Origin of the sequence: Microcoleus sp. B3-D2 (assembly GCF_036705345.1) — a bacterium.
Classification (GTDB): domain Bacteria; phylum Cyanobacteriota; class Cyanobacteriia; order Cyanobacteriales; family Microcoleaceae; genus Microcoleus.
In genome coordinates this window covers 37,567-50,916 of record NZ_JAUBUG010000019.1, presented here as the reverse complement: position 1 = coordinate 50,916, position 13,350 = coordinate 37,567, and the positions used below count along the sequence as shown (strand labels likewise).

The following is a 13,350-nucleotide window of genomic DNA, read 5'->3' as shown; positions in this document are numbered from 1 at the left end:
TTGCGATCGCTCTTAAATTTGTCGCTACTATTCATCTTAATAATCAGCGGACGATCGCCTTTTTACATCTCTGCTTTGATTAGTGCGATCGCGGTCTTTTTTTCTGCCTTTTTTAATTTGCTGGCTCACCTCGACAAACAAATCTCTGCGTAAATAAGGATAGTCGCTCACCCACACGTCACGGCTGGGAATATAAATATCTGAAACTTTGGCAATTCTGCCTAAATCTTCTTGATTTGACATAATTAACATTAAAGCAGCTTGGCCGGGGACAATTCCTTGGTGATCTTTTCGCAAGGGAGCTCTAAGTGTAGTAGTAAATCCGGTTTTGTCACCAACTTCTAAGTTGATGCGCGGTTCTAGGTTGTCAACTATTACGAGTTGTCCTTTTTGATTGACTGTTTCTTCTTGACTGGTGATTTCATCTGTAATATATATATCCAAAACTCGTCCTTGCCAAAAACCGCAGTATTGATATTTGCGGCATTCGGCATTTCGCAAACTTGCCCACAAAATTGGTCCCCACAGCCAGTACAAACCAGCTATCAATCCGATGATTAAAACTAGCGGCCCGACATCGGAACCGACGAAGTTGTAAACTACCAGGAGGAAAACTACGGTGACTGCAGAGATTAACATTCGCCTCAAAAAATCGGGCGGTTTTCCCCAGATATATTTGTATTGCGCTCCCGTGGCGACGGCGGGAATTAGTTCTTGAAATGTTTCACGGGTTAAGGGAATTAGCATAGGAAGTTCGGCAACGAGCAATGTACGGGATGCAACGGCTGTCTGTTCGGAAGCGGATTAGATTAAGGGATTTAACAGATTTAACGGATTGATGTTGAAGTCAAAAATCACAAGTTAGAAGTCAAAAGTTAGAAGTTAGATTAATTCCACCTTACTAATGACTAATGACTAATGATTAATGACTACAAGATTTTTTCCAGGCCGTAAACGAGCGATCGCAATTCAAGGACTTTGCGTATAGACAGCAAGACTCCTGGCATATAACAAGCGCGATCGCTCGTATCGTGTCGTAAAGTATAAACTTGACCGGCGCCGCCAAAAATTACCTCTTGGTGGGCAATTAAACCGGGTAAACGGATGCTGTGAATGCGAATCCCTTCATCCGCCACTGAACCTCGCGCTCCGGCTAATTTTTCGGTTTCCTCAACTTCTGGCGGATTGAAAGTTTTTCCCATTTCTGCTAGCATTTGGGCAGTTTGAATTGCCGTACCGCTGGGGGCGTCGGCTTTTTGATTGTGGTGCAGCTCGATAATCTCTACGTGTTCAAAATACTGAGATGCCGTGACGGCGGCTTGTTGGAGCAAAACCATGCCGATCGAGAAATTGGGTACGATCAAACAGCCGATGCTGGCTTTCTCAGCAAATTCAGCTAATTTTTGAATTTGCTCGCTGCTCAAGCCAGTAGTGCCGACTACCGGGCGAATGCCGTAAGCTATCGCCGATCGCACGTTTTCATAAACCGACTTCGGGTGCGTAAAATCTACCATCACCCCTAACTGCTTTTCCTGAGCTGCTAATACCAGCATTCCTTGCAAGTCGTCAGTGATGGGAACTTCTAACGGGCCGCATCCGGCTAATTCCCCGGCATCGGCGTTGAGGCACTCAGGAGAGCGGTCTACAGCCCCAAATAAGGTCATGTCACTAGCATGGGCGATCGCCTTAATTACTTCGCGGCCCATTTTGCCTGCGGCACCGTTAACAATCACCGGAATCGGAAGTTGATTCGCCATAATCTCAAAAATATCCTGAAAGTTCGATCGACTAAATTTTAACGCTTGTACGAATTTGGGGAAACAAGGAATGAAAGACAGGAGTTGTCGGCAAATCTTCAAAAACCCGGTTCCCATTCGAGAAATACTTTGCCAAATCGAGTAATTAGCTTAAAGAAACTCGGTTGTGGCACAAGTTCTGAAAAAATTACATTCAATCTCATATTAAGCTCAATTCTGTAAGAACAGACTTGTGCAAAGCTAATTTGCACCGACATATTTTTTCTGTGACTGCCAAATTCTCTCGAAATCTTCGATATGTCATGTCTGTCGCAACTGGTCTCAACCTGAGTTATCAAAACCGACGGGTCAGGATTTTGCCTGCAATGCTTGCGGGCGCGACTGTAACTCTGCTGAATATGGGAGTTCGGCAGTTGGGAGGCCTGCAGAGCTTGGAATTGGCGAGTTTTGACTCGTTAGTGCGCTTGCAGCCAGATTCCGGGCCCGATCCGCGACTGCTGGTAGTGGGAATTTCTGAGGCCGATATTCAAGCTTTGGGGAGATTTCCGATTTCCGACGGTGCGATCGCTCAAACCTTGGCAAAACTGCAAAAGTATCAGCCAAAAGTCATCGGTTTGGATTTGTACCGGGATTTGCCTCAAGCGCCGGGACACGAAGAATTGCTGGCCGCGCTGAAAGCACCGAATGTGGTGGCGATCTATAAATTGAACGATTCAGAAAGTCCGGGAGTGCCTGCGCCCCCGGGGATACCGCCCGATCGGCTCGGTTTTAACGACTTCGTGCTCGATCCTGATGGCGTTGTGCGTCGCAATTTGCTTTCAGTCTCCAACAAAGCACAGAAGAATACTGCTTTCTCTTTTTCTGTGCAAGTGGCTTTGTTGTATCTCAAAGACAGAGTGCAGCCGGAAAATAGCCGTGTTCATCCCCACCAAATCAACTGGGGAAAGGCAGAATTTCTGCCTTTAACTGCTAACAGCGGGGGCTATGCAAATCTCGACGCCAAAGGCTACCAAATTCTGCTCAAATACCGGTCTGGGAAAGAGGTGGCGCGACAAGTCAGTATCCGGCAGGTATTGAAGGGAGAAATTGACCCAAGCTGGGTTAAGGACAAGATTGTGTTGATCGGGACGACGGCACCGAGTAGCAGAGACGTGTTTCTGACGCCCTACAGCCCGGTTAAAAAGCAAAGTCCGAAAATGCCGGGGGTGCTGCTGCACGCGCAAATGCTCAGCCAAATATTGAGTGCGGTTTTGGATGGGCGATCGCTCTTTTGGGTGTGGCCGGAATGGGCGGAAATTTTGTGGAACGGTGCTTGGGCGATGGTTGGCGGAGTTTTGGCTTGGCGGATTCAGCATCCTGCAAGGGCGGGATTGGCTGGGGGTGCGGGATTGATGGGACTGTTGGGGATTAGTTATGGGATTTTTAGTGGGGGTGGGTGGGTACCGTTAGTGTCGCCGACTTTGGGTTTGGTGGTGACTGGTGTGGGTGTCAGTGCTTACAGGAAGCTTTACGATGCTTTTCACGATTCTCTAACGGGTTTGCCCAACCGGGATTTGTTCGTGGATTGCCTGGGGCGGGCGATCGCCAATACTAGGGGCCGCCGCAGCTATCTGTTTGCGGTGCTGTTTCTGGATTTAGACAGGTTTAAGGTGATTAATGATTCTTTGGGTCATTTGGTGGGGGATGAACTGCTGATGGCTGTGGTGCTGCGGTTGAGGGCGATTATTGGCTCTGGAGATACTGTGGCGCGGGTGGGGGGCGACGATTTTGCGATTTTGGTGAGGAATATTGATGTTGACAGTGCTGTGGATTTGGCCGATCGAATTCACCAAGCTTTAATTGTGCCTTTTGAGTTGAAGGGGCAGGAGGTGTTTGTGACTGCGAGCATCGGGATTGCCCTGGGGGGCGAACCCGCTGCTACTGTCAGCGAACAGCCGGAACACTTGCTGCGGGACGCCCACACGGCTATGTACCGGGCGAAGGCTTTGGGAACGGGAAGGTATCAGGTGTTTAATGCTTCGATGCACGATTTGGCGGTGGAGAGGTTGCAGTTGGAGACGGATTTGCGGATGGCCCTCAAGCGTCAGGAGTTTTTGCTGCATTACCAGCCGTTTGTATCTTTGGCAAGCGGGAGGATTATTGGGTTTGAGGCTTTGGTACGCTGGCAGCACCCGCTGCGGGGTTTGATTCCACCGATGAAGTTTATTCCGGTGGCTGAGGAAACGGGGGCAATTGTGCCGCTGGGTGAGTGGGTGTTGGAGGAGGCTTGCCGGCAGTTGGGGCTTTGGGAGGGAATGTTTGATTTTGATCAACCTTTGATTATGAGTGTAAATTTGTCGGGAAAGCAGTTTGCCCAGCCGGATTTGGTCGATCGTATTCAGGTGATTTTGGAAACAACGGGTTTGAGTGCCGAGAGTTTGAAGTTGGAGATTACTGAGAGTGTGGTGATGGATGATGTGGAGTCGGCAATCGCAGTTTTGAAGCAGATGAAAGCGTTAAATGTCAAGTTGGGAATTGATGATTTTGGCACTGGTTATTCGTCGTTGAGTTATTTGAGTCGGTTTCCTACGGATACTTTGAAGGTTGATAAGTCGTTTGTGGGGCGGATGGAGCTCGAAAGCGAGGGGGAGAATGTGGCGATCGTGCGGACGATTGTGGCGCTGGCTCACGCTTTGGGTATGGATGTGATTGCTGAGGGTGTGGAGACGGCGGCACAATTAGCTAGGTTGAGGGCGATCGGCTGTGAATACGGTCAGGGTTATTTTTTTGCTAAGCCCTTACCGAGCGAGGCTGCGACTGCTTTGATGGCTTCCGAGCCGCAGTGGTAGTTGTGGGTTATTCTTGTTCCTGGTTCATATACAATAATCCTCATATCGTAGTTTAGAAAAGCTTTATGCCAGAAGTTGCACGATTTTAGGGAATAATTATCAACATTTTCTTTGGAGATCATCCACCGCCTCATTTTCACGCAGTTTACGGTGAGTATAATGCTTTGATCGGCATTGAATTTTTAGAAATTATTGAAGGAGATTTACCGAATCGGGCTCAAAAGCTGGTAATAGAATGGGCTACCTTGTACCAGAAAGAAGTGCTGGATATGTGGAATAGTCAAGAGTTTAGTAAACTTCCGCCCTTAAAATAACTGTGATTGTTTTATGAAACCTGAGCGCATTGTTTCTGCTAAAGCTATTGACGATAACACCTTGATGGTCAAATTTGCCAATCTTGAAATCAAGAAATATAACATCTATAAGTTATTAGACAATCCGATGTTTGCGATGTTAAGCAATCCTGGATTTTTCAGAAATTTTAAAATTGAACCTGGTGGTTATGCACTGGTTTGGAATGAAGATATCGATATCAGTGAATATGAACTTTGGCAGAATGGAGTCAGTTGCACGGATGAGGAAATTGAGCAATACATTGAATCTATTCATAATTCGTTCGGAGGTAAGCACGATCGTGCCAGAATTATTTGATGTTGTCGAATTGTTAGTAACATTGCCTGAATCTAATTTGCACCAGGGTGTTAAAGGGGCAATTGTAGATTGTTATGAGGATGGAAATTACGAGGTAGAATTTAGCGATGGGTGTGGCGAAACGATAGCTTTGTGTACTCTGTCTACCGAGCAGTTTTTAGTTGTTTGGAAGTCGAAAGAAAGGCGTTGGTTGTCTGTATCTGAGCTATTAGCTGCGATGGGTGAACGTTTGTCTGATGAACGTCAGCAACAAATTTTAGAGTTTGCGCGTTCTGTGTCTCAGAAATAGTCTGTTTTTGGCGGGGTTTTGAGAGGAATCAGACCAACTCTGTACTTGGATTTCAAGGCTGCAGATCGACTGTTGTCCGCTTGTATGTCACAATAAACAAGCAATTATTATATTTTGAGTTATCCTGTGAGTCCTACTGCCGAAGTCAGCAATACCCTAAATGCGGGCGCTCTACCAACCGTTACCGCTACCCCAGCCCGCCGCGCTGTTTTTCCCTTTACTGCGATTGTTGGCCAGGAGGAGATGAAACTGGCGCTGCTGTTGAATGTCATCGATCCCAAAATTGGCGGGGTGATGATTATGGGCGATCGAGGTACTGGTAAATCTACCACAATCCGCGCCCTCACTGATTTGCTGCCAGAAATTGAGGTGGTGGCTGACGATCCTTTTAACAGTCATCCCAGCGATCCAGATTTGATGAGCGATGAGGTGCGCGATCGCACTATGTCTCAAACTGACATTAAAATCGCCCGCAAAAAAGTTCAAATGGTAGACTTGCCTCTGGGCGCTACCGAAGACCGAGTTTGCGGTACGATCGACATCGAGAAAGCTTTGTCAGAAGGAGTTAAAGCTTTTGAACCCGGGCTTTTAGCTAAAGCTAACCGCGGCATTCTGTACGTTGATGAAGTCAATTTGCTCGACGATCATTTAGTCGATGTTTTGCTCGACTCGGCCGCCAGCGGTTGGAATACTGTTGAAAGAGAAGGCATTTCGATCCGCCACCCGGCTAAGTTTATTCTAATCGGTTCTGGGAATCCAGAAGAAGGAGAATTGCGGCCGCAGTTGCTCGACAGATTCGGGATGCACGCAGAAATTCGGACTGTAAAAGACCCGAATTTAAGAGTGGAAATTGTCGAACAGCGATCGAGTTTTGACCAAAATCCGCCGGAGTTTCTCGCGAAATATCAGCACGAACAAGATGATATGCAGCAGAAGTTGGTGGAAGCTCAGGAAAGGTTGAAATCGGTAACTATCGATCGAGAGTTGCGGGTAAAAATCTCCCAAGTTTGCGCTGAATTGGACGTAGACGGGCTGCGGGGCGATTTGGTGACGAATCGGGCTGCGAAAGCTTTCACGGCTTTGGAATGCCGCACGGAGGTCACGGTGGACGATATTCGCCGGGTGATGACTCTGTGTTTGCGGCACCGATTGCGGAAAGACCCGCTAGAATCAATAGATTCGGGGTATAAAGTGACTAAAGTGTTCGATCGGGTATTCGGCCTAGAAACAACTGAGGGGTAATGGGTAATTGGTAATTGGAAATGGGTAATTGGTGGTGATGAAACCTTCCCAAATTTTCATACCTAATTCCCCATTTCCAATTACTAATTCTGGCAATGGAAAAACGAATTTTAGGATTAGATCCGGGCTTAGCAAATCTTGGCTACGGGGCAATTAGTTGTCAAATTGTCCCCGGCAAACAAGATAAAAACAGCGTTTCCCTGATTGATTGCGGCGTCATACAAACAACGCCAAAACAGGAAATGGGACAGCGGTTGAAAACAATTTACGACGATTTGCACGAGGTAATTGAACAGATTAAACCCGATCTAGCAATTGCCGAAAAACTGTTCTTTTACAAGATGGGAAATACCATACTTGTAGCCCAAGCGCGGGGCGTTTTGACGCTAGTATTGGCGCAGCGTGGAGTGCCGCTGTTCGAGTTTACGCCGGCTCAAATTAAGCAAGCTTTGACAGGGCGCGGTAATGCGGATAAATCTGAAGTGCAAGAGGCGGTGGCGCGGGAGTTGGAGTTGGGTTACATTCCGAAACCGGACGATGCGGCGGATGCTTTGGCGGTGGCTTTGACTGGTTGGTACGATGATGATATTTGTCCGAAAAAAATACAGTTGGAAACAGGAAAAATTTGAGGCAATATCAAATCATCGGCAAATTAAGAACAAATCCGGGCAAGACATCTTCTCCCGATAAACTTACAGGAAATTGTACAATCTCTACTTCGCGAGAAGGGCGATAAATTTCTACTTGTTCGTCTTGAGGATTAATTAGCCAACCCAAACGCAAACCGCTGTTTAGATACTCCTGCATTTTTTCCTGAAGCGGCCGCAGCGGGTCTGTGCGCGATCGCAATTCTATGACAAAATCAGGACAAATTGGCGGAAACTTCTCCCTTTGTTCATCCGTTAAAGCAGACCATCTTTCCAAGCTAACCCAAGCCGCATCAGGGGATCTGTCTCCATTATTAGGCAAGCGAAAAATTGTGGATGAACTAAACACTCTCCCTAGCTGCGTTTGACGGTTCCACAAGCCCAACTCTGTAATTAAATAGGCTTCTCGATTGCCGCTGACTCCGCCTACTGGTGACATAATAATAATTTCTCCTTTCGCAGTCCGTTCAAATTGCCAATCTCGATTCATCTGGCATAAACGGTAAAACTGTTCGTCTGTTAGTTCGACAGTATCTAAGTTTAAAGTAACGGTCGTCATTTTATGATCTTTCCTCTCTTCTCCTCTCTTCAGTCTTGCGTTGCGCGGACGAAAGTTTGTGCGGTAGGGGCAATCCGTTGCCCTGATTCCAATCGCCGATTCATCTATTTTAGCGCCATTTTATTGAGAATCTTTGTTTTAATGAAAAATTAATCCTTATACAATTCCTAATTTTTTAAGTGCTATTGTCCGGTTTTTCGAGGCTAAGTGAAAATCTGGTTTGAATTTTAAGGCTTTGTCGTAGGAGGCGATCGCATCTTCAATCCTGCCTAAATCACCCAGTGCAACGCCCCGATTGAACCAGGCTTCGTGATCATCTGGTTTTAATTTTAAGGCTTTGTCGTAGGAGGCGATCTCATCTTCAAGCCTGCCTAAATTACCCAGTGCATTGCCCCGATTGAACCAAGCTTCGTCTTTATCTGGTTTGATTTCTAAGGCTTTGTCGAAGGAGGCGATCGCTTCTTCAAGCCTGCCTAACTTACGCAGTGCATTGCCCCGATTGTTCCAGGCTTCGTGTAAATCGGGTTTGAATTTTAAGGCTTTGTCGTAGGAGGCGATCGCTTCTTCAATCCTGCCTAAATCAACCAGTGCAACGCCCCGATAGAACCAGGCTTCGTGATAATCTGGTTTGAATTTTAAGGCTTTGTCGTAGGAGGCGATCGCTTCTTCAATCCTGCCTAAATCAACCAGTGCAACGCCCCGATAGAACCAGGCTTCGTGATAATCTGGTTTTAATTTTAAGGCTTTGTCGTAGGAGGCGATCGCTTCTTCAAGCCTGCCTAAATCAACCAGTGCAACGCCCCGATTGTACCAGGCTTCGTGATAATCTGGTTTTAATTCTAAGGCTTTGTCGTAGGAGGCGATCGCTTCTTCAAGCCTGCCTAAATCAACCAGTGCAACGCCCCGAATGCACCAGGCTGTGTGATAATCTGGTTTTAATTTTAAGGCTTTGTCCCAGGAGGCGATCGCTTCTTCAAGCCTGCCTAAATCAACCAGTGCAACGCCCCGAATGTTCCAGGCTTCGTGATAATCTGGTTTGATTTCTAAGGCTTTGTCGTAGGAGGCGATCGCTTCTTCAATCCTGCCTAAATCATCCAGTGCAACGCCCCGATCGAACCAGGCTTCGTGATCATCTGGTTTTAATTTTAAGGCTTTGTCGTAGGAGGCGTTCGCCTCTTTAAATCTGCCTAAATTATCCAGTGCAACGCCCCGATTGAACCAGGCTGCGTGATAATCTGGTTTGAATTCTAAGGCTTTGTCGTAGGAGGCGATCGCATCTTCAACTCTGCCTAAATCATTCAGTGCATGGCCCCGATTGTACCAGGCAACGTGAAAATCTGGTTTGATTTCTAAGGCTTTGTCGTAGGAGGCGATCACCTCTTCAAATCTGCCTAAATTATGCAGTGCAAGGCCCCGATTGTTCCAGGCTTCGTGAAAATCTGGTTTGATTCCTAAGGCTTTGTCGTAGGAAGCGATCGCCTCTTCTAATCTTTCTAACTTACCCAGTGCAACGCCCCGATTGTACCAGGCTTCGTGTTTATTAGGTTTGAATTCTAAGGCTTGGTCGAAGGAGGTGATCGCGCCTTCAAAATCCCCATTCTGGCATTGCACTATACCCCGATCGCACCAAGCCTCAGCCTCTCGATCGCCAACCTCATACCCGTCAACCGAAGCTAGCGAAAACTCAACCAAAATCTCCCTACCAACATTCCCCGCGCACTCTCCCAATTCCCCACCCGCAACCCTACCCAACAACTCCAACCTGCGCGCCAATTCCTGAAGCGATACCACCGCATCCGCAGACGCTGTACTCCCCTGCGCGTCCTCCAACAATCGAGCCTCAAACCTCCGCAACCAAGCCGCCAAATCACCATCTTTAATGCGTTTTGCGAGTAAGAATTCCGCAACATCCCCTCTTCCCCAGCCCTCATTCACCCCTTCGAGAAGTTCCATGAACTTCGCCTCGTATTCCGCATCAGTCAAAGTTGGAGGAACCCCCCTCAGTCCCCCCTTAGTAAGGGGGGAAGCAAGATTTGTTTCCTCTTGTTCCCCCCCCTTACCAAGGGGGGGCCAGGGGGGGTTAAAATCCTGGGAAAAAGTGCGGAACACCCGCTGAATTAATTGTTTGAGGAATCGCCATATTTTATCCAACATTGGGGAGATTTTGAGGCGGTTGGTTTTTTTGATTGTAGCAACAATTGCCGGGATTCGTGGTCAGTCCGATAGTCCGCCAGAGGTTGAAAAGGCGATTCGGATTTGTCGTTAGTCCCATACTCCGCCAGGGGTTGAAACCCCTGTCTCATAGCGCAAGTCCTCTGAAAGAGGACTGAAGATGTGCACAATGTTAATTAAGGGTGACATTTTGAAAATTGTTAATTACCATTGAAATTCTTCTCATCAGTCCTCTGAAGAGGACTTCAGCTATGAGACGGGGATTTCAACCCTCGTCGGACTTCGCAACATCGCAATCTAACATTTTGAACATGATTAATTAGTCTTTAAATCCTTCTCATCAGTCCTCTTGAGAGGACTTCAGCTATGAGACGGGGGTTGACACCCTCGTCGGACTCCGCTATGAGACGGGGGTTGAAACCACATTGAACTATTGCACCAGTGATAAAATTCAAACAATTAATCCCAACCTCAAAAAAAATGCTATAATATCAACTTTAATTGCTAAACTTATCCCGCCAACAGAGAACCCAGGAAAATAATATGGTGATTATTACCTCACAACAAATTGCCCAATTTCGCTCGCAATTAGCCGAATATCCCGAAGCCCTAAAAGCCCTAGACGCCATCGAAGATTGCGAAGGTAACATCGAAGATGCAGCGATATCTCTAGCAATTCAAGCCGGACAAGAACCGAATATATCAGAAAATTGGTTAGACGGATTGGCAAAAAGATGCCGCGTTGCTATCTGCAAATCAGAGGTTAAAGAAGAGTTAACAAACGGAGAATTGAATGCTGCATTTAGAGATTTAGTCGCAGCAAAAATTTGCCCTGATATTTTGGTGACTTCGGTGATTATTTATGTATTTAAAACTGGGGTGAATGATTTTTGCGAGCCTCTCGAATATAAACTGTAAAACCATCGCTGCATTTAAAAATTAGGTGAAGCAAAGCTATCCCCAAGGGTAGGGAATCGCCCTCATTTCTCAAAACATGATACAACGAGGCGATCGCACTTTTTCTCTACCCCTTAGCACTACTGTACCCAGCGGGCCTCAAATCCGGCGACAAACCCAAAGATTTCCCCAGCAAACGAGCAAGTTGCACTAAAAAATTAGCAGTATCTTCGTCACCTTCGCGCGCCATTGAAGCCGATATCTGGATTAGCATTTGCACAAATCCCGCATCAATTAAATCGGAACGCGAACTCAAAACCTCTGGCTCTTGGCCGTTGGGACAGGTAAGCACTCGCTCGATTAAGTTCAAATAAGCCTCTTGGCGTTCTGGATTCATTTTGGCAGAAGCTCTACAGTAAATAATTTATTATTACGTTTAACTCAGTCCTGTCAATCAGGCGATCGAATAAGCGATCCCCGTTTTTACTCTAGAAACTCCATTCAGTCAGGAATAGACAGAAGCTTAAAGAAAATCTTAAGTTTCTCCATGCTAGTTTAGTGGAGGTAAGCTGCCCCGATGCGCCCCCTAAAATTCAAGCTAAGCTGCGCCAATAATAACCCTAAGATTCAAGGGAATTAAGAATATACAAAATGAAAATAGGAATATTTTTAGGAAATCTAGGAAACCCCGCCATCTACTATCCCAAACTTGCCACAATTACCGGCGGAGTCGCGGCGAGTATTTTTCTTTGCCAATTATTGCAATGGCAATCGCAAAATTCCAACTCCGGCGAATGGGTAAAAACCAACAGCAGCGAAATTGAAAAAGCCACCGGTTTGAATCACGAAGAACAAGAACTCGCGAGACGCCTGCTCAAAGTGCGATCGCTCCTGAAAGAAAAATTAACAAATCCCAACACGGACACCCTAGAACTCTGGGCGGACATTGACGCTTTCGAGGAAAAACTCAATAACTTTTGGACACCGAATCCGCCAGATATTATAACACCGATAAGCTGCGAAAACAACAATCACCCTGTAGAACTTTTCCGCGAAACATCACCCCCAAATCATGTAGTTAAAACCGACAAATATTTCGGGCAACCCCGCCAGCAAATAGCCGTTGCTGTCTCCCCGAATTACCGATTTAGCGGCCCTTGGAATTCCCAAGAACAACTGCACAACTTTCAGCGAGCTTTAGAAGCATATGCTCAAGAGCGCAACTTAGGATTTGGCAATCCTTCTGGATGGGCATTTAAAATTATTGACAGCATGACAAAAGGCTTAACCTCGACTTTTTGGGATGAATTTATCGCCGGAATTCCTTTAGGAGAAAGTCAGAAAGTTAAGCGAGATTGGGAAATCGAGCCGGAAATGCCTTATCCTGCCTTTGAAGAAGAGCGAATTCAGTATTACGTGCACAAAGGCGAACCGCTAGAAGCAGCAGTATCTAAAGCCCGTGCTGATTTGAGAAACCCGGTTTTGGGCAAAGATTTGTGGGAGGGATTTTTGCGAAAGTGCGATCGCATTGCTGATGATGCACTCAAAGCCAAAAACCAGGGCGTTGACACACCATATCTGCCCTCTTCCTTCAACGAAAAACCTCCAATCACCAAGGATAGCGTAATGCGGAAATTAGAGGCGATCGCACCTCAATTTGCCTTAAATCAATCCACATCTGAAATAGTTCCTGAACCGCCAAACATCGAACTAAAAGAGCCACCAACCGCCACCGAAATCCCCAGTATTTCCTCTTTGCAAAAAGCTTACAAAACTCCTCTCGGCCGAAGTATAGTTGAAAAACAAATCGCTGCAAACCCCGACTGGGGTTACGAAATACTTGACGGCGAAATAGTCGAATCTATCCCTTTTTAATGAGGCTGATATGAAACGAATTAGCGATATCAATCCGCTGGGAGAAGAGCGACCAAATCCTTCTGAGGAAGAGAGAGAAAAACTGCGGGGGGAAAGGTTGCAGCGAGAAAGAGATGAAGCATATCAAATGTTAGTTGAACTCTGCAATTTGGGCGAATATGACATGGCCGAGCAGTTGGCAAATCGACATTTTAATTGGGGTTATGAAATAGTTGATGGGATTGTGATGGAAAGGATAGATTAGGTTTGTTGTCACCAGACGATTGAAATCGCGTCTACTTTCATGGGCAGGCAAGAGGCCCACTCCCCAAGAAACTTGATATGTTGTGGAACAGGCATCTTGCCTGTTCCTAAGAATATGGGCCGACTCTCCAGCCTACCCCACAAGAAACTTGATATGTTGTGGAACAGGCATCTTGCCTGTTCCTAAGAA

At 46.5% G+C, this 13,350-nt stretch carries 14 protein-coding genes; 9 read left to right on the top strand and 5 right to left on the bottom strand.

What is annotated here, in order from left to right:
- Positions 1-36 precede the first annotated feature (36 nt).
- The gene (locus QUB14_RS09960) at positions 37-747 is read right to left on the bottom strand and encodes a phosphate ABC transporter permease (RefSeq protein ID WP_333216663.1); all 711 of its coding nucleotides are present in this window, start codon (positions 745-747) and stop codon (positions 37-39) included.
- Between the two features lie 182 nt (positions 748-929).
- Complete coding sequence (dapB, locus tag QUB14_RS09955; RefSeq protein ID WP_333216661.1) at positions 930-1,757, bottom strand: 4-hydroxy-tetrahydrodipicolinate reductase; 828 nt, start codon at positions 1,755-1,757, stop codon at positions 930-932.
- Positions 1,758-2,059: 302 nt separating this feature from the next.
- On the opposite strand from dapB, the gene QUB14_RS09950 reads away from it, so the two are divergent.
- The 6 genes from QUB14_RS09950 (at position 2,060) to ruvC (ending at position 7,396) form a co-directional block, all read left to right on the top strand.
- Positions 2,060-4,585 (top strand): EAL domain-containing protein, encoded by a 2,526-nt coding sequence (locus QUB14_RS09950; protein WP_333216659.1) that lies wholly within the window; start codon positions 2,060-2,062, stop codon positions 4,583-4,585.
- Positions 4,586-4,677: 92 nt separating this feature from the next.
- Positions 4,678-4,899 carry a DUF4160 domain-containing protein gene (locus tag QUB14_RS09945; protein WP_333216718.1) on the top strand — a complete coding sequence of 74 codons (222 nt, stop codon included), beginning with the start codon at positions 4,678-4,680 and terminating at the stop codon, positions 4,897-4,899.
- Positions 4,900-4,912: 13 nt separating this feature from the next.
- The gene (locus QUB14_RS09940; protein ID WP_333216657.1) at positions 4,913-5,236 is read left to right on the top strand and encodes a DUF2442 domain-containing protein; all 324 of its coding nucleotides are present in this window, start codon (positions 4,913-4,915) and stop codon (positions 5,234-5,236) included.
- Positions 5,220-5,525 carry a DUF4926 domain-containing protein gene (locus tag QUB14_RS09935; RefSeq protein WP_333216655.1) on the top strand — a complete coding sequence of 102 codons (306 nt, stop codon included), beginning with the start codon at positions 5,220-5,222 and terminating at the stop codon, positions 5,523-5,525. Before QUB14_RS09940 ends, QUB14_RS09935 begins: the two co-directional genes overlap by 17 nt.
- 126 nt (positions 5,526-5,651) lie before the next feature.
- Positions 5,652-6,767, top strand: a complete 1,116-nt coding sequence (gene bchI / locus QUB14_RS09930; protein ID WP_333216654.1) for a magnesium chelatase ATPase subunit I — start codon at positions 5,652-5,654, stop codon at positions 6,765-6,767.
- Between the two features lie 95 nt (positions 6,768-6,862).
- Positions 6,863-7,396 carry a crossover junction endodeoxyribonuclease RuvC gene (ruvC, locus tag QUB14_RS09925; RefSeq protein WP_333216652.1) on the top strand — a complete coding sequence of 178 codons (534 nt, stop codon included), beginning with the start codon at positions 6,863-6,865 and terminating at the stop codon, positions 7,394-7,396.
- Positions 7,397-7,403: 7 nt separating this feature from the next.
- On the opposite strand, the gene QUB14_RS09920 is transcribed toward ruvC, so the two are convergent.
- Positions 7,404-7,973 carry a Uma2 family endonuclease gene (locus QUB14_RS09920; protein ID WP_333216650.1) on the bottom strand — a complete coding sequence of 190 codons (570 nt, stop codon included), beginning with the start codon at positions 7,971-7,973 and terminating at the stop codon, positions 7,404-7,406.
- Positions 7,974-8,129: 156 nt separating this feature from the next.
- On the bottom strand, positions 8,130-10,127 hold the full coding sequence (locus tag QUB14_RS09915; RefSeq protein WP_333297172.1) for a tetratricopeptide repeat protein: 1,998 nt from the start codon (positions 10,125-10,127) through the stop codon (positions 8,130-8,132).
- Between the two features lie 561 nt (positions 10,128-10,688).
- Between QUB14_RS09915 and QUB14_RS09910 the strand changes: the two genes are divergently transcribed.
- On the top strand, positions 10,689-11,063 hold the full coding sequence (locus QUB14_RS09910) for a hypothetical protein (protein ID WP_333216646.1): 375 nt from the start codon (positions 10,689-10,691) through the stop codon (positions 11,061-11,063).
- A gap of 106 nt (positions 11,064-11,169) precedes the next feature.
- Here QUB14_RS09910 and QUB14_RS09905 read toward each other — a convergent pair whose 3' ends face one another.
- Positions 11,170-11,439, bottom strand: coding sequence for a hypothetical protein (locus QUB14_RS09905; RefSeq protein ID WP_333096050.1), 270 nt, complete (start codon positions 11,437-11,439; stop codon positions 11,170-11,172).
- A gap of 254 nt (positions 11,440-11,693) precedes the next feature.
- Here QUB14_RS09905 and QUB14_RS09900 point away from each other — a divergent pair, with 254 nt between their 5' ends.
- The gene (locus QUB14_RS09900) at positions 11,694-12,917 is read left to right on the top strand and encodes a hypothetical protein (protein WP_333216644.1); all 1,224 of its coding nucleotides are present in this window, start codon (positions 11,694-11,696) and stop codon (positions 12,915-12,917) included.
- Positions 12,918-12,927: 10 nt separating this feature from the next.
- Complete coding sequence (locus QUB14_RS09895; protein WP_333216642.1) at positions 12,928-13,161, top strand: hypothetical protein; 234 nt, start codon at positions 12,928-12,930, stop codon at positions 13,159-13,161.
- Positions 13,162-13,350: the final 189 nt, after the last annotated feature.